Here is a 16127-nt window from a genome sequence, read left to right as displayed (position 1 = left end):
GATGACGCCCCCCATTCCTGGGGACTTCCGTGGCGTGCGCCACGAAACGGTGGGCCATTAGGGGCCGCTCCCGATGTGGACCTCCCAGCCGGATGGGCTAGATTCCCGCACCCGTCGGCGGAGATCGGCGGGACTTTCGCATCGAGGAGGGGGAAATCCCATGAGCATCCGCAATCTGCTGGCCGCCGCATTGCTGGCCGCCGGCGTGGCCGTCGCGCCGGCCGTCTTCGCCCAGGACAAGAACCTGGCACCCGGTTTCACCCAACTGCCCAAGGCGTCCGAAGTGGTCGTCATGCCGGTCGACGTCGAGCTGTTCTCGATGTCCGCGGGCGGCGTCAACGAGCCGCGCGCCGACTGGACCACGTCGGCGCAGGGCTTCATGAAGTCCGCGCTGCAGAAGAAGACCGGCACGCTCGGCCTGAAGACGCTGCAACTGGAAGAGAAGGACGCCGACGAGTTCGGCGAACTGATGTCGCTGCATGCCGCGGTCGCGCGTTCGATCGCGCTGCACCACTCGGTGGGCGGCGGCTGGAAGCTGCCGACCAAGGAAGGCCGCCTGGACTGGAGCTTCGGCGACGCGATGCGTCCGCTGCAGGAGAAGACCCATGCCCGCTACGGCCTGTTCCTGTGGGTGCGCGACAGCTACGCCAGCGCCGAGCGCAAGGCCGCGATGATCGCCATGGCGCTGCTGGGCGTGGGCCTGACCGGCGGCGCGCAGGTGGGCTACGCCTCGCTGGTCGACCTCGAGAGCGGCCAGGTGCTGTGGTTCAACCAGCTCGCGCGCGCCTCGGGCGACCTGCGCGAGGCCACGCCCGCCGCCGAATCGATCGACGCGCTGCTGAGCGGCTTCCCGCGCGTGCAATGAAGCGCCGCGCGATGCTGGCCGGCCTGGGCGCCGGCTGCCTGCACTGCACCGGCTTCGCCCAGGCGGGCGACTGGGTCGCGCCGCCGCGTTTCGAGAAACCCGCCGTCGAGAGCGACGAGGGCGGCCTGTGGGCCATGATGGAACGCGAGGAAACGAAGCTGCGCCGCAGCCCGTTCCTGATGCGCGACGCGCCGCTGCGCGACTACCTGCAGGACATCGCCTGCAAGCTCGGCGGCGAGCATTGCGCCGACGTGCGCGTCTATCCGGTGCGCACGCCGTTCTTCAACGCCAGCATGGCCCCCAACGGGATGATGCAGGTGTGGTCCGGCCTGCTGCTGCGGGTGGACAACGAGGCGCAGCTCGCCGCGGTCATCGGCCACGAGATGGGGCATTACCTGCAGCGCCACACGCTCGAGCGCATGCGCGACATCAAGTCGCGCAGCGCCGGCAACCTGGTGCTGGCGATGTTCGGCGTCATTGGCGCGGTCGGGCAGATCATCAACTCGGCGGGCGCCTTCGGCTTCTCCCGCGACCATGAGCGGCAGGCCGACGCGATCGGCCTGGCGCTGATGCGCAAGGCCGGCTACGACACGCGCGAGGCCGCCAAGATCTGGGAGAACCTGCGCCTGGAGATGGCCGCCGCGCACGACCCGACCAAGAGCAGCGGCGGCGGGCTGTTCGCGACGCACCCGCCCAGCGCGGAGCGCAGCGACACGCTGGCGCGCCTGGCCGAGGCCGACACCGGCGGCTTCGTCGGCGACACGGAGTTCAACCAGCGCCTGGCCGGCCTGCAGCAGATGATGCTGGAGGACGAGCTCAAGCGCGGCCAGCACGGCGAGACGCTGGTGCTGCTGAACCGGTTGATCGGCCGCTCGCCGCAGCGCGCGGACCTCGTCTACTACCGGGGCGAGACCCACCGCATGCGCAACCAGCCCGAGGACGGCGACATGGCGCTGGCGGACTTCGACGCCGCGCGCGCGATGGGGCACGAGCCGCCGCAGCTGTACCGCTCGATGGGCTACCTGATGAAGGCCCGCGAGCAGACCGACAAGGCGCGCGAGGCATTCGCGCGCTACGTCGAGATGGCGCCCGACGCCGCCGACGCCAGCCTGATCAAGAGCTATCTGTAATGAACATGCGGACGCCGCGGGCGTCCGCCGAGGAGCAATCATGAACAAGCAATCCTGGACATCCGTGAACGCCGCCTGGACCCAGCGCCTGGCCGCCCTGGCCGTGGCCGTGGTGCTGACCGGCTGCGCGGCGGTGAGCCACGTGGCCACCGGCGACGCCGTCGTCGGCAACCGCCTGGCGCTGAAGCTGGACACGCCGTGGAACCAGTTCGAGCAGGGCATGAGCACCTCGACGCCGACCTGGACCGTCGAGGGCATCACCGTGGACGCGCTGCAGTTCTACGTCGGCGTGAAGGACGGCGCGCCGATCACGCGCGTCAACGGCTCGGACAACGGCAAGAAGCCGCTGACCTTCAAGGCCGCGATGCAGCCGCAGGACATCGTGTCGCTGTACGAGGCGCTGCTGACCCGCGACGGCTCGAGCTTCCAGCTCGAGAAGCTGGAGCCGACCGAGTTCCTCGGCGGCCAGGGCTTCCGTTTCGAGTACACGCTCAACCGCAAGACCGACGACGTGCCGATGCGCGGCCTGGCCGTCGGCGCGGTGCGCAACGGCGAGCTGTTCGTGATCCAGTACAGCGCGCCGCGCCTGGTGTTCTTCCCCCGCTACCAGCCGCGCGTCGAGGCGCTGATCCGCAGCGCGTCGCTCAAGGGCTGAGCGCCGGGCCTTGGCCCAAAGACGAAGACCGCCCGAGGGCGGTCTTTTTCATTGGGGCCTCGCCAGTGGCAGGGCGGGCGGATTCTGGCGGAGACGGTGAGATTCGAACTCACGGAGGGCGCGAACCCTCGGCGGTTTTCAAGACCGCTGCCTTCAACCACTCGGCCACGTCTCCTGGAAGAAGGCGCGCATTGTATGCGCGGCTCAGTCGGCGCCCGGCTTCCTCGCCTGCGCGCAGGGCACCTGGATGATCTCCAGCGCCTGGCCGTCGGCCACGCGGGCCGCCGTCAGCTCGCCGCCCCAGACGCAGCCGGTGTCCAGCGCCAGCAGGTCGGGACGCTGCACCAGCCCCAGCGTCGACCAGTGCCCGAACGCGACCGGCTGTCCCGCCGTGAGCCGCCCCGGCACGTCGAACCACGGCAGGTAGCCCTCCGGCGCCGTGCCCAGGCCTTCCTTGGTCTTGAAGTCCAGCTTGCCCCGGGCATTGCAGTAGCGGATCCGCGTCAGCACGTTGATGATGAAGCGCAGGCGCGGCACGCCGGCCAGATCGTCCTTCCAGCGGTCGGGTTCGTTGCCGTACATCTGCGGCAGGAACTCCGCCAGCTCCGGCCCGCGCAGCAGCGCGTGCACTTCCTCCGCCAGCGCCAGCGTCCGTGCGGTGTCCCACTGCGGCACCATGCCGGCGTGCACCATCAGCCAGCCCTGCGCCTGCATCGCCAGGCGCTGCCGGCGCAGCCACTCCAGCAGCGGCTCGCGGTCGGGGGCCTGCAGGATCGCGTCCAGGGTGTCCCCTTTGTGCGGGGCGCGCACGCCCGCGGCGGTGGCCAGCAGGTGCAGGTCGTGGTTGCCCAGCAGGCACTGCGCCGCGTCGCCCAGCGACTGCAGCCGGCGCAGCGTGGTCAGCGAATCGGGGCCCCGGTTGACGAGGTCCCCCAACAGGTAGAGCCGGTCACGCGACGGGGAGAAATCGATCTTGTCGAGGAGCCGCGCGAGCGCGTCGCAACAGCCTTGGAGGTCGCCGATCAGGTAATGCATAGCGGGATTTTGCGGTGTCGATGTCACATCGGCTCTGCTACCCTTGCCGGCCTTGTGTTTTGGGCGCGACTCGGGGTAACTACCCGGTCCGCGCTGTCAATGGATACCGCCCTAGTTCTCTTCCTGATACTGCTCAACGGATTGTTCGCCATGTCGGAGATGGCCCTCACGGCCTCCCGCAAGGCTCGCTTGCAAGTGATGGTGGAGAGCGGCGAGGCCGGGGCGCAGGCCGCGATGGACCTGCATGAGAACCCCACCAAGTTCCTGTCCACCGTGCAGATCGGGATCACCTCGATCGGCGTGCTCAACGGCATCGTCGGCGAGGCCGCCTTCTCCGCGCCCGTCGCCTCGTTCCTGCTCGCGCACTTCCCGCTGACCGCGCGCGCCGCGGAGATCACCGCCACCGGCCTGGTCGTCGTGATCCTGACCTTCGTGACCATCATCTTCGGCGAGCTGGTGCCCAAGCGGCTCGGCCAGATCTTCCCGGAGACCGTCGCCCGCCTGGTGGCGCCGCCGATGGAGATCATGTCGCTGATCACGCGGCCCTTCGTCAAGCTGCTGAGCTTCTGCACCGAGTTCACGCTCAAGCTGCTGGGCATGGGCGGCCGCGCCAACCGCGCGGTGACCGAGGAGGAGATCGCCGCCAGCCTCGAGGAAGGCCGCGACGCCGGCGTGATCGAGGAACACGAGCACCAGATGGTGCGCAACGTGTTCCGGCTGGACGAGCGCCAGATCGGCTCGATGATGATCCCGCGCGCCGAGATCGCCTGGCTGGACGTCACCGACCGCGCCGAGCAGGTGCTGCAGATCCTGCGCGCCCACGGCTACAGCCGCTACCCGGTGTGCCGCGGCGGGCTGCACGACGTGGTCGGCACCGTCAGCGCGCAGACGCTGCTGGCGCGCGCGCTGGCCGGCGAGAGCATGGACCTGGCGCACGGCCTGGAGGCGCCGGTGTTCGTGCCCGAGACGCTGTCGGGCATGGAGCTGCTCGCGCACATGCGCGGCACGGAAACGCCGCTGGCATTCGTCGTCGACGAATACGGCGAAGTGCAGGGCGTCGTCGCGATGCGCGACGTCCTGGAGGCCATCGCGGGCGAGTTCAACTCGTCCGATGGCGAGGACGCCTGGGCGGTGCGACGCGAGGACGGCAGCTGGCTGATGGACGGCCTGATTCCCGTGACCGAGCTGAAGGACCGCCTGGACTTGAAGGAACTGCCCGAGGAAGACCGTGGGCGCTACAACACCCTGGCCGGCATGGTGATGCTGCTGCTGGGGCGTCTGCCGCGCACGGCCGATGTGGCGGAGTGGGACGCGTGGAGATTCGAGGTGGTCGACCTCGACGGCAAGCGTGTGGACAAGGTGCTGGTCTCGCGACTGGCGGACGATGGAGTGAATGAATGAGCAACCCCCCGATGTATGAGAACCTGGTCCCGGTGGACCGGGTGCAGCACAAGAACACGCGCATGAAGATCGGCGCCCCGGTGCTGGACCGCGTGACGCCACTGAACTCGCTGTTCATCGCGGTGGCCGAGTTCGCCGACGCCAGCCTCGAATACCCGGTGGTGTTCGTGCGCATCGGCCAGGCCGCCGAGGGCCAGCGCCCGGCGGTGGCCCCGCTGGCCGTGTTCGGCCTGAAGCAGGGCAGCAACCTGTTCATCAAGAACGGGGAATGGACCGGCCGCTACGTGCCGGCCTACGTGCGCCGCTGGCCCTTCGCGATGGCCCGCATCGAGGAGAACGGCAGCGACATGGCGCTGTGCCTGGACACCGGCTCCGGCGCCTTCTCCGAGACCGAGGGCGAGCCCCTGTTCAAGGCCGACGGCGAAGCCTCGGACCTGCTGCTCAACGCCAAGCAGTTCTGCGAGGACTTCGAGCGCGAGGCCGAGCGCACCCGCCAGGCCTGCGACCTGCTGCAGGAACTGGACCTGCTCCAGGACATGCGCTTCGAGGCGCAACTGCCCAGCGGCGAGAAGATCGACGTGGACGGCTTCATGACGATCAACGAGAAGGCCCTGGCGGACCTGCCCGACGCCAAGATCGTCGAGCTGCACCGCAACGGCCTGCTGGAACTCATCACGATGCACCGCCTGTCGCTGCGCCTGATGAGCCGCCTGGCCCAGATGTACGTGCCGGCCAACTGAGCCCCCGGGGCCCTCGGATGAGGGCCCGCCGGCGGGCGATCACCGGCCGAGACAAACCCCAAGCGGGTTTGCTTGAGTACGGCGTACGCGCGAGCCTCGATAGCATTCGCGTCCTCCGAGAGGATGTTGGATGTTGTTCGAGGCTTTTTTGTCTTCCACCGCGATGGAATCGGTGTTCTCGCCGACCGCGGTGGTCCAGTCGATGATGGACGTGGAGGCCGCGCTCGCGCGAGCGGCGGCCCGCACCGGGCTGATCCCCGCGCAGGCCGCGCCGGCGATCGCCAGCCTGTGCCGCGCCGAGCTCTATGACGTGCAGGCGCTGGTCGCCGCCGCGCCGCGCTGCGGCAACCTGGCGCTGCCGGTGGTGCAGCGGCTGCGCGAGACGGTCGCGCTGTTCGACCCGGCCGCCGCGGTCTACGTGCATCGCGGCGCCTCGGCCCAGGACCTGATCGACACCGCGATGGTGCTGCGCACCCGCGAGGCGCTGCGGCTGCTGGACGACGACCTGCAGCAGCTGTGCGCGCGGCTGCTGGACCTGGCCGAGCGGCACGTCGCCGTGCCGATGCTGGGCCGCACGATGATGCAGCCGGCGCAGGTGATCAGCCTGCGCTTCAAGCTGATGAACTGGCTGATGCCGCTGCTGCGCAGCGCCGAGCGGCTGCGCGAGCAGGGCCGCGCGTCGCTGCTGCTGCAGCTCGGTGGCGCGGTGGGCACGCTGGACGCGATGGGCGATCGCGCCGACGACATGGTGGCCGCCGTCGCGGCCGAGCTGTCGCTGGCCCGCCCCGACATGTGCTGGCACACGCAGCGCGACCGCTGGCTGCGCCTGGGCCTGGAGGTCGGGCTGCTGTGCGGCAACCTGGGCAAGCTGGCGCAGGACTTCGCGCTGATGGCGCAGGCGGAGGTCGACGAGCTCAACGAGCCGCCCGGCGAGGGCTACGGCGCCTGCCTGTCGATGCCGCACAAGAAGAACCCGGTCGCCGCGCTGCAGGCGATGGCGGCGGTGCAGCGCGCGCCGCAGCGCGTCGCCGGCCTGATGAGCTGCATGACGCCGGAGCACGAGCGCGGCCTGGGCCAGCACCAGGCCGAACTCGCCGAATGGAGCGGCCTGATGGGCGGCGCGCACGCGGCGGTCGAGGCGCTGCATCGCGCGCTGGCCGAGCCGGTCATCCGGCTGGACCGGATGCGGGCCCATGTGCTCGAACGCCAGGGGCTGGTCGCCAGCGAGCGGCTGGAGCACCTGCTGCTGCCGCGGCTGGGCCGCCAGCGCACCGCCGCGGTGATCCGCGACCTGATCCACCGCGTCCGCCAGGGGCAGGGCACGCTGGAGCAACTGCTGCATGCCGCCATCGAGGTCGGCGACCTGCCGGCGATGGCGCTGTCGTCGGAGGAACTGGCGGCGATGTTCGACCTGGATGCGATCGCCGCGCAGGCGGACGGCCGCGTCGAGGGGCTGCTCGCCGAGGCCCGGCAGCGGCTGGACACGCTCGCCGCGACGCCTTGCGCCTGACCGTTTCGCCGGTCCGGCGGCGCCTCCTTCAGAAGCAACGAGATACGAACTTTCTTGGCCGCATCGCGTTCGCATCGGGCGTCCCGCGACGAATATCCCTAGTTTCTGTAGGCATTTCCGCAAAAAAGTGGCGGGCGACTGTCCCCTGAATTCGGCAAATGAACTGGGAGCATTTAGTTACACCTGCAACAGAACCAGCCGGAAACCACGGTGGAATCGGGTGTCGAGGGTTCGGTGAACCGGACCTTCCGCGAGGGTTCCCGCGCGCTGCGAGGTGGGCGGGCGCTTTGTAACTGAATTCCCTCAAATGCGGGGTTTCGCCCTGGCAAGGGATTGACCCGGGCGGGAACCCGGGACAGACCCGTAAGGTCAGGGTCGCATTTGTTAACTATCGTAGCGGCCAAAGCTAATTACTTTGTGTGGGCCATAGACTCGCCCTTGATAACCAAGCAGTCTGGAGTTGGGAATGAGCGACGAATCTCATCTGACGAACATCGATCTGGAAGCGCCTGCAAGCCCGTTGCAGGCGCTGCAGTCGTTTCGTTCGGAGATTCCGTTTGTCCGCTCCGATTCGGTCGAGCTCGTTTGCCGCGACACCGACTATGGCCGCATCGAGATCCGCGCGCTGCTGGACGGCGCCGGACACGCGCTGCTGGAGCGCCGGTACGCGTCACGCGGTTACCGGCTGAGCCGCTCGGCCGACGTGACGCTGGGCGCCTATTGGGAAGGCCGCCTGGTGGCGACGCTGGGCCTGCGGCGCGACGGCGGCAGCCTGGCCGCCGACCAGAGCTTCCCCGACCAGATGACCGACATGCGCCAGCAAGGCTGGCAGCTGTGCGAATTCACCCGCCTTGCCGCCGATCCGGACGGCCCGTCCAAGCTGGTGCTGGCCAGCCTGTTCCACCTGGCCTACCTCCATGCGGTGCACCACTGGGGGGCGGAGTTCGTGGTGATCGAGGTCAACCCGCGCCACAAGGCTTTCTACCGCCGCATGCTGGACTTCCAGCCGCACGGCGAGGAACGGCTGCATCGTGGCGTCGGCGCGCCGGCGGTGCTGATGAGCCTGTCGCTGGCCTATGTCGCGACGCAGGTGCGCAAGCACGGCGGCTCGCTCAACGAGGACGGCCGCTCGCGCACGCTGTTCCCCTATTCCTTCCCGCCCGAGGAAGAGACCGACCTGCTGGCCAAGCTGGCCGACGTCTACGGCTACGACGCCTGAGCGCCTCAGGCCTCCAGCCAGTGGAGGCTGAACCAGCGCTGGTCGTCGGTCCAATGCGCCGACGGCCGGAAGCCCGCCTCGCGCGCCAGCGCCTGGAAACTCTCGACGCTGTACTTGTACGAGTTCTCGGTGTGCAGGCTCTCGCCGGGCTGCAGCGTGTAGCGCCGGCCCTGCAGCTGCAGCTGCTGCTCGCCACGCGGCAGCAGGTGCATCTCGATGCGGTGCTTGCGCGGGTCGTAGAACGCGTAATGGTCGAAGCCCGCCGCGTCGCATTCCAACCCCAGCGCGCGTTGCGCGTGGCGCAGCAGGTTGAGGTTGAAGCGCGCCGTCACGCCCTGCGCGTCGTTGTAGGCGGCGTGCAGCAGCGCCGGGTCCTTGATCAGGTCGACGCCGATCAGCAGCGCCCCGCCATCGAGTTCCGCGCGCAGCAGCCGCAGGAACTCGAGCGCCTCGGCCGGATCGAAGTTGCCGATGCTCGATCCCGGGAAGAAGCCGATGCGCCTGCCGTTGGGCGGCGGATCGGGCAGCACATGCATCTTCGTGAAGTCGGCGACCACCGGCAGGATGCGCAGCGCCGCCTGCTCGCGCTGCAGCGCGTCGCACGCGGCCAGCAGGTGCGGGCCGGAGATGTCGACCGGCACGAAGCTGTCCAGGCGCTCGGCGCGCTCCAGCAGCAGGCGCACCTTGACCAGCGCGCCGGCGCCGTACTCGATCAACTGCGCGCCGGAGCCCATGCGCGCGGCGAAGTCGCCGGCATGGCGGCGCAGCAGCGCGAGCTCGGTGCGGGTCGGGTAGTACTCGGGCAGCTCGCAGATCTGCTCGAACAGCGCCGAGCCCTGCGCGTCGTAGAAGTACTTGGGCGAGATCTCGTGCTCGGGGCCGGCGAGCGCGGCGTGAAGGTCCTCGGCGAAACTGCTCATGCGGGGGTCTCCGCGCGCGGACGCGCATCGCGGGCCAGTCGCAGCCCGGTGAACTGCCAGCGCGCGGCCGGCGGGAAGAAATTGCGGTAGGTCGGGCGCGCATGGCCCGGCGGCGTCGCCAGGCTGCCGCCGCGCAGCACCAGCTGGCCGACCATGAACTTGCCGTTGTATTCGGAGGCCACGCCCTCCAGCGGGCGGAAGCCCGGATAGGGGTGGTACGCCGAGCGCGTCCACTGCCAGGCCTGGTCGTCGAGCTGCGCGATGCCGGGCAGCGCCGCGGCCGCCTCCCATTCCTGCTCGCTGGGCAGTCGCGCGCCGGCCCACTCGGCATAGGCCGCCGCCTCGTAGAAGCTCAGCTGCATCACCGGCGCCGACGGGTCCATCGCCCGCAGCCCGTGCAGACCGAAGACCGACCAGCGCGAGGGCGCGCCGCCTTGGCCGTCGCCTTCACCGTCGCTGGCGTCCACCCAGTAGGGCGGCGCCCGCCAGCCCTGCGACTGCACCGTGGCCCATGCGTCGGACAACCACCAGCGCGGGTCGCGATACCCGCCGTTGTCGATGAAGCGCTGGAACTCGCCGCAGGTGACCAGGTGGCTGGCGATCTCGAACGGCTCGAGCCAGGCGCGGTGGCGCGGCCCTTCGTTGTCGAAGGCAAAACCCGCCCCCGCGGCGCTCGCGTCGTGGCCGATGTCGACCAGTCCGCCGTCATGGCGCAGCCATTCGCTCGCGTGCGCGACCGCCGGCACCGGCGCGGTGTCCCGCAGCGCCGGCCGCCACGGATGGCAGGACAGCAGGTGCAGCGCGTCGGTCAACAGCAGTTCCTGGTGCTGCTGCTCGTGGTGCAGGCCGAGCTCGAGCGTCGGCGCGATCGCGGCCCAGGTCGCGTCGTCGCAACCCGCGATCAGCTGCTGGATGTGCGCGTCGACATGGCGGCGATAGGCGCGGACCTCGTCGAGCGACGGCCGCGTCAGCAGGCCGCGTTGCGGTCGCGGATGGCGCGGGCCGAGGCCTTCGTAATACGAGTTGAAGAGATAGTGGTGGGACTCGTCGAGCGGCCGGTAGCCCGGCAGGTGCGGGCGCAGCAGCAGCGCCTCGAAGAACCAGCTGGTGTGGGCCTGGTGCCATTTCGCGGGACTGGCGTCCGGCATCGACTGGGCGGCCTGGTCCTCGGCCGACAGCGGCTCGGCCAGCGTCAGCGTGTGACGCCGGACCGCCTCGTAGCGGCGCGCGAGATCGCGCCGCTCGGGCGGCAGATCGTGATCCGACATGCAAGCAACTCCTGCCGGTCCGGGGGAGTCGGACCGAGCGGCTACGGTAGCCGATTTGCCAAGCCCGTGTCCGGCGCGGGACGCCGCGCGCGGCCGGGTGGGCCGGCACAACTGCCACCCGATGTCAGCAAGGGCAAGGCCGGTTCCCGCCGCGCGCGTCCGGGGTGCGCCTTCATCGCGGCGTCATCCCGCGCGGGCAGGCTCACGGCGACCCGGCTCACGCATTCCCCCATGGCCATGACGCCGCACGCGATGTCTTCCTCGATCCCGACGCCCGTGGCGTCGTCGCCGACCCTGTCCACGCCGAGCGCCTTGCCGGCCGGCCTGGCCGACGGCGACGCCTTGCCGCTGTCCTGGCTGCAGGACCATGTGCTGGTCGAGCGCCTGCTGGAGGCGCTGTGGAGCGCGCGCCAGCCGGCCACGCCGGCACAGTTCTTCGTCTGGAGCCAGAGCCGGCTGCAGCCGCTGCTGCCGCACCGGCTGCTGGTGTGCGTCGGCGACCAGCCGCCGTCGCCGCGGCTGACGGCGCAGCTGTTCCATCTGAAGCCGATCGGCGACGCGCTGCAGGCGCAGCTGGAGGCGCCCGACCACGGCTTGTGGCTGCACCTGATCCGGCGCTGGGGCGACGGCCGGCGGCCGTTGCACCTGGACCTGACGCGGGAAGCGCCGTCGGCGCTGTTCCAGCCGCTGCTCGAGGCGGGGCTGCGCGACGTGGCGCTGCATGGCGTCGCCGGCGACGGCGAGCGGCCGCAAAGCCTGTTCCTGCTCGCCGGCGACGGCTGGGAGGACGAGCACCTGCGGCGCCTGGAACTGCTGACGCCGTCGCTGCACGCCGCCTGGCGACGCGCGCGGCTGCAACCGCGGGGTCAGGCCGCGCCGCGGCGCGCCGGCGCGCTGGTGACGCCGCGCGAGCAGCAGATCGTCGAGGGCCTGCGCGCGGGCCTGAGCAACGAGGGGATCGCGATCCAGCTGGGCATCAGCATGTTCACGGTCAAGAACCACGTGCGCAAGATCCTGCGCAAGCTCGGCGCGAACAACCGCGCCCAGGCGGTCGCGATCGCGATGTCGCGCCGCGAGTTCAGCGAGCCGGAGCCGCCCTTGGCGCGATGACGCGCAGCACCAGCGCGTGCACGGCCAGTCCGATGACGGCGCCGATCATGTCGGCCAGGACATCGGCCGCGTCGGCGTCGCGGCCCGGGATCTGCGACTGCACCAGCTCGATGCCGACGCCGTAGGCCAGCAGCGTGGCCAGCACGATCCAGCGCCGGCGCGCGCCGGCGGCCAGGCACTGCATGCCCACGAAGGCCAGCGTGCCGAAGGCGGAGAAGTGATTCGCCTTGTCCCAGCCCAGGTCGGCCATGCGCGGCGGATGCGGCGAGAACGCCAGCCAACTCGCGCCGAGCACCACGGCGAGGAACAGCGTGCGCCAGGCGTTGCGCCAGCGCGGGTCATGCAGGACTTCAGACATCACGAGGGGCCCGCCTCCGATCCGGGCGAGCGGCAGTGTGCCACGCGGGTGTGAAGCCACGGTGAGGTCGACGGCGCCGATGCGCCTGTTCATCGGCCTCACCGGCACTCGACGCTCGCCGGGTGCCGGGTGCCGGGTGCCGGCGCACGCCGGCGCACGCCGGCGCGTCCTTACTCCAGATGCTCGTGATGGTGGCTGGCGCCGCGCTTCCAATAGGCCGACGCGCGGATCGCATGCCGGTCGTGCCCCTTCTCGTCGACCAGGATGCGGCGCAGCGCGGCCATCGACGCGGCCTCGCCGGCGCACCAGGCGTAGCCCTCGCCAGCGGGCAGCGTCAGCGCGCGGGCGGCGTCGAGCAGCGCGTCGTCGCCGTCGACCCAGCGCAGGTCCACGTCGGCCCGGGTGTCGAAGACGCGCCGGTCGGCCTCCGGCACGTTCAGCAGCGCGATCACGCGGGTGCCGGCCGGCAGTTCCTCCAGGCGGCGGGCGACCGCGGGGAGGGCGGTCTCGTCGCCGGCCAGCAGGTGCCAGTCGAAATCGGCCGGGATGATGAACGAGCCGCGCGGCCCGCCGACGGTCAGCGTCTGTCCCGGGCGCGCCTGCGCGGCCCAGTCGGCGGCGGGGCCGTCGCCGTGCTGCGCGAACTCGACCACCAGCTCGTGCGCGGCGGTGTCGAAACGGCGCGGCGTGTAGTCGCGCATCACCGGGCCGTCGGCGGCCTCGGCGTCGAAGATCAGCTTCACGTGGTCGTCGAAGGACGCGCTGACGAAGTCGGCCAGCGACTCGCCGCGCAGCGTGACGCGACGGAAGTTGGGCGTCACGTCGTCGACGGCGGCGACGGTCAGGACGCGGCGCTTCAGTTCATGCCGCACCCGCTGCACGCGGCTGGCGGGACGGCTGTCGGCGGAATCGGCGGGCAGGGGCGAGGGGGTGTTCAGGGACTCGGGCTTCATTGCGAGGTGGCTTTGTTTCGTTGACAATGTCATCCATCTTGCGACCGATCGATTGACAATGTCAACTAACACCACCGGCCGAAGGGTCAAGGACGACGACGTGCTGGAGCTGATCCATTCGGTGATGCACCGGTACCGCGCGCGCCAGTACCGCTTCCTGCGCGACGGTCCGCAGGACATCACCCACATGGAAGGCAAGGTGCTGTTCTTCTTCGAGCGGCATCCCGGCGGCACGCAGAGCGACCTGGCGCAGCACAGCGGGCGGGACAAGGCGCAACTGGCGCGGCTGATCAAGGGGCTGCGCGACAAGGGACTGCTCGAGGCGGAAACCGACGAGGCGGACCGTCGCCAGGTCCGGCTGCAGGTCAGCGAGGCGGGCCTGGCGGTGCAACGTGAACTCAAGCGCCAGGCGCGGCAGGTGTCGGTGCAGGCGCTGGCCGGGCTGAACGCCGCCGAGCAGGCGCAACTGGCCGAGCTGCTCAGGCGCGTGCAGGCGAATCTGGGCGAGGAGTGACGCGGCGCGCGTCGATGGAGAGACGCGGCGGTTCAAAAACTTGTCGGGTCGAAAAATCTGGCCTATACTCTTCGACTCTGTTGTTCGCGACAGCGCCGGTGTAGCTCAGTTGGTAGAGCAGCGCATTCGTAATGCGAAGGTCGGGAGTTCGACTCTCTTCACCGGCACCAATCCTGAAGGGCCCGATGTGCAAGCATCGGGCCCTTTTCATTTGCCGCGCGGGACGGCGAGGACCCTCGGTGGTGGCAACATGGCGCGCCATGACCCTCCCGACACCCACCGCCTCGCCCGATGACCGGCCCGATCACGCCTCGGTGAGCTTGCGCCTCGCGCCGCTCCTCGCCGAACCGCTGCCGCCCACGCTGAAGGGCCTGCCGGCGATCGCCGAAGGTGTCTTCCTCCAGGACCTGGACCGGCTGAAGTTGTCGCTGCTCGACGGCGACCTGCCGCTGCCGGCCGCGGTGTTGAAGGACTCGGCCCTGCGGCACAACGCGCGCTGGATGCGCGAGTTCACGGAACGTGCCGGCGTCAGCCTGGCCCCGCACGGCAAGACGACGATGGCGCCGCAGCTGTTCCAGCGCCAGTTCGACGAAGGCGCCTGGGGCATGACGGCGGCGACCGCGGCGCATGTCCGCACCTATCGCCGTTTCGGCGTGCCGCGCGTGCTGTTGGCCAACCAGTTGGTGGGCAAGGCGGACGTGGAACTCGTGTTCCGCGAGCTGGAGGCGGATCCGGATTTCGACTTCTATCTATTGGTCGACTCGATCGCGGGCCTCGAACTGCTTCGGCGCGCCGCGGCCGGGCGCGGCTTGCGCCGGCCGTTGCAGATCCTGCTGGAAGTCGGCACGCCGGGCGGGCGCTCGGGCGTGCGCACGTTGGAGGAGGGCATCGCGCTCGGCCAGGCCATTCATGACGCCGCGCCGGCGATCGCGCTGCGCGGCGTCGAGGCGTTCGAGGGTGTCTACAGCGGCTCGGACACGGCGCGGGTGGAACTCGGCGCGCTGACGATGATCGAGACGGTGGCGGAGTTGACCCGCCTGGGTTGCGCGCAAGGGTGGTTCGCGCCGGGCGAGGTGCTGCTCACCGCCGGTGGGTCCGCGTTCTTCGACATGGCGGCGAGGACGCTGGCGGCGGTCGAGGCCGCGGGGGCGGGCCACGCCTTGCGCGTGGTCCTGCGCAGCGGCTGCTACCTGTCTCACGACAGCCTTCAGTACGAACGCATGCAGGACCGCATGCGTCAGCGCGCCGGCGCGCTGTGGGGGGATGGACCCGGATTGCGCAACGCGATCGAGGTGTGGGCGCATGTGCAGTCGGTGCCGGAGCCGGGCCGGGCGATCTGCACGGCCGGAAGGCGCGACCTCAGCTACGACGCCTGCCTGCCGCAACCGCTGTGGTGGTTCCGGCCGGGGCTGCATGAGGCGCCGCAGGCGACGCCCTCGCACTGGTCGGTCACGAAGCTGAACGACCAGCATGCCTATGTCGACGCGACGGGGGAGGGCGCGGGCGCTCTGCCGCTGCAGGTGGGGGACTTGATCGCCTTCGGCATCGGGCATCCCTGCACGACCTTCGACAAGTGGCCGCTTCTCTATACGGTGGACGATGGCTACCGCGTCATCGGCGGGGTCCGCACCTTCTTCTAATAGAAGGGCACGCCGGCGCCATCGCTCGGCATCGAACGCGCTGTCGACGAAGGACGATCGCCCACATGGGTATGGCGAACGCCCCTGACCCCGATCGACCGCGCCGTTCCTTCGACGGGGGACCGGCTCGCAGACTTTCTTCCATGAAGGCCGCCGCGCGAGGCGGCCACCCCATCGACTACGGTCTGCCGCTTCGAATGCGCGGGTATCCGCCGGAGGCTCCACCCCGTACGCGACTCGTTCGCGACGGCATCGCGGCAGGTGGCGGGTCTCCGGAGGGCTTCTCGGACCGCGCGATGGAGGACCGAGCCATGGGTATCAAGAGCGCCGTGATGGGTGCGATGTTTGGCGGACCGCTGGGGGCCCTCGGCGGCGCCGTCGGCGGGGGAGGGGGTGCACTGCTGGGCAGCATGCTCGGAGGCTTCGGCGGCGGCATGTTGTCGCCCTTCATGGGTGGCCTCGCGAGCAACTTCCTGGGGATGTCGATGATGTCGCCCTTCGGCGGCATGGGCGGCTACGGCGGCTTGATGGGCGGCTTCGGCATGGGCTGCTACCCGATGATGGGCCCCCGCTGGTGAGGCGCATCGCCCTCTGAATCCCGCGCGTCGGAACGCCGCGCCCATGGAGAAACAAGGACTTGCCTCCGTTCCGTGCGAAACGCGGGCGGCCGTCAACGACTTTCTCTTGTAGTTCTTGCGAGCCGCGTAAACGCTGTGCTACAGTCGCGGTCTTCGCTGCACAGACACCTGTCTTGCAGCGGTCCCCGAAGGAACTGTCGGGGATGTCGAATGACTGACCGGGCTTTGCCC

At 70.1% G+C, this 16127-nt stretch carries 16 protein-coding genes and 2 tRNA genes; 12 read left to right on the top strand and 6 right to left on the bottom strand.

The features are described 5' to 3' along the window. Positions 1 to 160 precede the first annotated feature (160 nt). Genes N5D62_RS19605 through N5D62_RS19595 form a run of 3 tightly spaced genes read left to right on the top strand, consistent with a single transcriptional unit; the run spans position 161 to position 2650 of the window. Positions 161 to 865: a hypothetical protein gene (locus N5D62_RS19605; RefSeq protein WP_279759566.1), complete on the top strand. Its 705-nt coding sequence runs from the start codon at positions 161 to 163 to the stop codon at positions 863 to 865. Continuing rightward, on the top strand, positions 862 to 1995 hold the full coding sequence (locus tag N5D62_RS19600) for a M48 family metallopeptidase (RefSeq protein ID WP_279759565.1): 1134 nt from the start codon (positions 862 to 864) through the stop codon (positions 1993 to 1995). The genes N5D62_RS19605 and N5D62_RS19600 overlap by 4 nt, the downstream gene beginning before the upstream one ends. Positions 1996 to 2035: 40 nt before the next feature. Further along, a complete protein-coding gene (locus N5D62_RS19595; RefSeq protein ID WP_279759564.1) occupies positions 2036 to 2650 on the top strand; it encodes a hypothetical protein in 615 nt (204 codons plus the stop codon). An 85-nt stretch (positions 2651 to 2735) separates the two neighbouring features. Here the strand turns inward: N5D62_RS19595 and N5D62_RS19590 are convergent. Then, positions 2736 to 2825, bottom strand: a tRNA-Ser gene (locus tag N5D62_RS19590). A 29-nt stretch (positions 2826 to 2854) separates the two neighbouring features. After that, positions 2855 to 3685 carry a symmetrical bis(5'-nucleosyl)-tetraphosphatase gene (locus N5D62_RS19585; protein ID WP_279759563.1) on the bottom strand — a complete coding sequence of 277 codons (831 nt, stop codon included), beginning with the start codon at positions 3683 to 3685 and terminating at the stop codon, positions 2855 to 2857. A gap of 99 nt (positions 3686 to 3784) precedes the next feature. On the opposite strand from N5D62_RS19585, the gene N5D62_RS19580 reads away from it, so the two are divergent. The 4 genes from N5D62_RS19580 to N5D62_RS19565 all read left to right on the top strand — a co-directional run bounded on the left by N5D62_RS19580 (position 3785) and on the right by N5D62_RS19565 (position 8555). Continuing rightward, complete coding sequence (locus tag N5D62_RS19580) at positions 3785 to 5086, top strand: hemolysin family protein (RefSeq protein ID WP_279759562.1); 1302 nt, start codon at positions 3785 to 3787, stop codon at positions 5084 to 5086. Further along, on the top strand, positions 5083 to 5826 hold the full coding sequence (locus N5D62_RS19575) for a SapC family protein (RefSeq protein WP_279759561.1): 744 nt from the start codon (positions 5083 to 5085) through the stop codon (positions 5824 to 5826). The genes N5D62_RS19580 and N5D62_RS19575 overlap by 4 nt, the downstream gene beginning before the upstream one ends. A 130-nt stretch (positions 5827 to 5956) precedes the next feature. Next, complete coding sequence (locus tag N5D62_RS19570) at positions 5957 to 7336, top strand: lyase family protein (RefSeq protein ID WP_279759560.1); 1380 nt, start codon at positions 5957 to 5959, stop codon at positions 7334 to 7336. A gap of 466 nt (positions 7337 to 7802) precedes the next feature. Next, positions 7803 to 8555 (top strand): long-chain N-acyl amino acid synthase, encoded by a 753-nt coding sequence (locus N5D62_RS19565; protein WP_279759559.1) that lies wholly within the window; start codon positions 7803 to 7805, stop codon positions 8553 to 8555. Positions 8556 to 8560: 5 nt separating this feature from the next. Here the strand turns inward: N5D62_RS19565 and egtD are convergent, their stop codons facing one another. Beyond that, a complete protein-coding gene (gene egtD / locus N5D62_RS19560) occupies positions 8561 to 9475 on the bottom strand; it encodes an L-histidine N(alpha)-methyltransferase (RefSeq protein ID WP_279759558.1) in 915 nt (304 codons plus the stop codon). After that, positions 9472 to 10743: an ergothioneine biosynthesis protein EgtB gene (egtB, locus tag N5D62_RS19555; protein ID WP_279759557.1), complete on the bottom strand. Its 1272-nt coding sequence runs from the start codon at positions 10741 to 10743 to the stop codon at positions 9472 to 9474. The genes egtD and egtB overlap by 4 nt, the downstream gene beginning before the upstream one ends. A gap of 231 nt (positions 10744 to 10974) precedes the next feature. On the opposite strand from egtB, the gene N5D62_RS19550 reads away from it, so the two are divergent. Beyond that, the gene (locus N5D62_RS19550) at positions 10975 to 11853 is read left to right on the top strand and encodes a helix-turn-helix transcriptional regulator (RefSeq protein ID WP_279759556.1); all 879 of its coding nucleotides are present in this window, start codon (positions 10975 to 10977) and stop codon (positions 11851 to 11853) included. On the opposite strand, the gene N5D62_RS19545 is transcribed toward N5D62_RS19550, so the two are convergent. Next, a complete protein-coding gene (locus N5D62_RS19545; RefSeq protein ID WP_279759555.1) occupies positions 11822 to 12211 on the bottom strand; it encodes a VanZ family protein in 390 nt (129 codons plus the stop codon). The genes N5D62_RS19550 and N5D62_RS19545 overlap by 32 nt on opposite strands. 170 nt (positions 12212 to 12381) lie before the next feature. Further along, on the bottom strand, positions 12382 to 13164 hold the full coding sequence (locus N5D62_RS19540) for a siderophore-interacting protein (protein WP_279759554.1): 783 nt from the start codon (positions 13162 to 13164) through the stop codon (positions 12382 to 12384). A 58-nt stretch (positions 13165 to 13222) separates the two neighbouring features. On the opposite strand from N5D62_RS19540, the gene N5D62_RS19535 reads away from it, so the two are divergent. The 4 genes from N5D62_RS19535 (at position 13223) to N5D62_RS19520 (ending at position 15896) form a co-directional block, all read left to right on the top strand. Further along, on the top strand, positions 13223 to 13678 hold the full coding sequence (locus N5D62_RS19535) for a MarR family transcriptional regulator (RefSeq protein ID WP_279759553.1): 456 nt from the start codon (positions 13223 to 13225) through the stop codon (positions 13676 to 13678). Between the two features lie 94 nt (positions 13679 to 13772). After that, positions 13773 to 13848, top strand: a tRNA-Thr gene (locus N5D62_RS19530). A 90-nt stretch (positions 13849 to 13938) separates the two neighbouring features. Further along, the gene (locus N5D62_RS19525; protein WP_279759552.1) at positions 13939 to 15318 is read left to right on the top strand and encodes an amino acid deaminase; all 1380 of its coding nucleotides are present in this window, start codon (positions 13939 to 13941) and stop codon (positions 15316 to 15318) included. 311 nt (positions 15319 to 15629) lie between these two features. Beyond that, a complete protein-coding gene (locus N5D62_RS19520; RefSeq protein WP_279759551.1) occupies positions 15630 to 15896 on the top strand; it encodes a hypothetical protein in 267 nt (88 codons plus the stop codon). The last annotated feature ends 231 nt before the right edge of the window (positions 15897 to 16127 follow it).

It is taken from the genome of Mitsuaria sp. GD03876 (genome assembly GCF_029840635.1).
In the GTDB taxonomy this organism is placed as follows: Bacteria; Pseudomonadota; Gammaproteobacteria; order Burkholderiales; family Burkholderiaceae_C; genus Roseateles.
This window is presented reverse-complemented; position numbering and strand designations above follow the sequence as displayed.

Excerpts from the sequence above, each read along its gene's own strand:
- N5D62_RS19520 (WP_279759551.1), top strand. The coding sequence starts at position 15,630 with ATGGGTATCAAGAGCGCCGTGATGGGTGCGATGTTTGGCGGACCGCTG.
- N5D62_RS19575 (WP_279759561.1), top strand. The coding sequence starts at position 5,083 with ATGAGCAACCCCCCGATGTATGAGAACCTGGTCCCGGTGGACCGGGTG.
- N5D62_RS19545 (WP_279759555.1), bottom strand. The coding sequence starts at position 12,211 with ATGTCTGAAGTCCTGCATGACCCGCGCTGGCGCAACGCCTGGCGCACG.
- N5D62_RS19550 (WP_279759556.1), top strand. The coding sequence starts at position 10,975 with ATGGCCATGACGCCGCACGCGATGTCTTCCTCGATCCCGACGCCCGTG.
- N5D62_RS19585 (WP_279759563.1), bottom strand. The coding sequence starts at position 3,685 with ATGCATTACCTGATCGGCGACCTCCAAGGCTGTTGCGACGCGCTCGCG.
- egtD (WP_279759558.1), bottom strand. The coding sequence starts at position 9,475 with ATGAGCAGTTTCGCCGAGGACCTTCACGCCGCGCTCGCCGGCCCCGAG.
- egtB (WP_279759557.1), bottom strand. The coding sequence starts at position 10,743 with ATGTCGGATCACGATCTGCCGCCCGAGCGGCGCGATCTCGCGCGCCGC.
- N5D62_RS19580 (WP_279759562.1), top strand. The coding sequence starts at position 3,785 with ATGGATACCGCCCTAGTTCTCTTCCTGATACTGCTCAACGGATTGTTC.
- N5D62_RS19540 (WP_279759554.1), bottom strand. The coding sequence starts at position 13,164 with ATGAAGCCCGAGTCCCTGAACACCCCCTCGCCCCTGCCCGCCGATTCC.
- N5D62_RS19570 (WP_279759560.1), top strand. The coding sequence starts at position 5,957 with ATGTTGTTCGAGGCTTTTTTGTCTTCCACCGCGATGGAATCGGTGTTC.
- N5D62_RS19535 (WP_279759553.1), top strand. The coding sequence starts at position 13,223 with ATGTCAACTAACACCACCGGCCGAAGGGTCAAGGACGACGACGTGCTG.
- N5D62_RS19595 (WP_279759564.1), top strand. The coding sequence starts at position 2,036 with ATGAACAAGCAATCCTGGACATCCGTGAACGCCGCCTGGACCCAGCGC.
- N5D62_RS19525 (WP_279759552.1), top strand. The coding sequence starts at position 13,939 with ATGACCCTCCCGACACCCACCGCCTCGCCCGATGACCGGCCCGATCAC.
- N5D62_RS19605 (WP_279759566.1), top strand. The coding sequence starts at position 161 with ATGAGCATCCGCAATCTGCTGGCCGCCGCATTGCTGGCCGCCGGCGTG.
- N5D62_RS19600 (WP_279759565.1), top strand. The coding sequence starts at position 862 with ATGAAGCGCCGCGCGATGCTGGCCGGCCTGGGCGCCGGCTGCCTGCAC.
- N5D62_RS19565 (WP_279759559.1), top strand. The coding sequence starts at position 7,803 with ATGAGCGACGAATCTCATCTGACGAACATCGATCTGGAAGCGCCTGCA.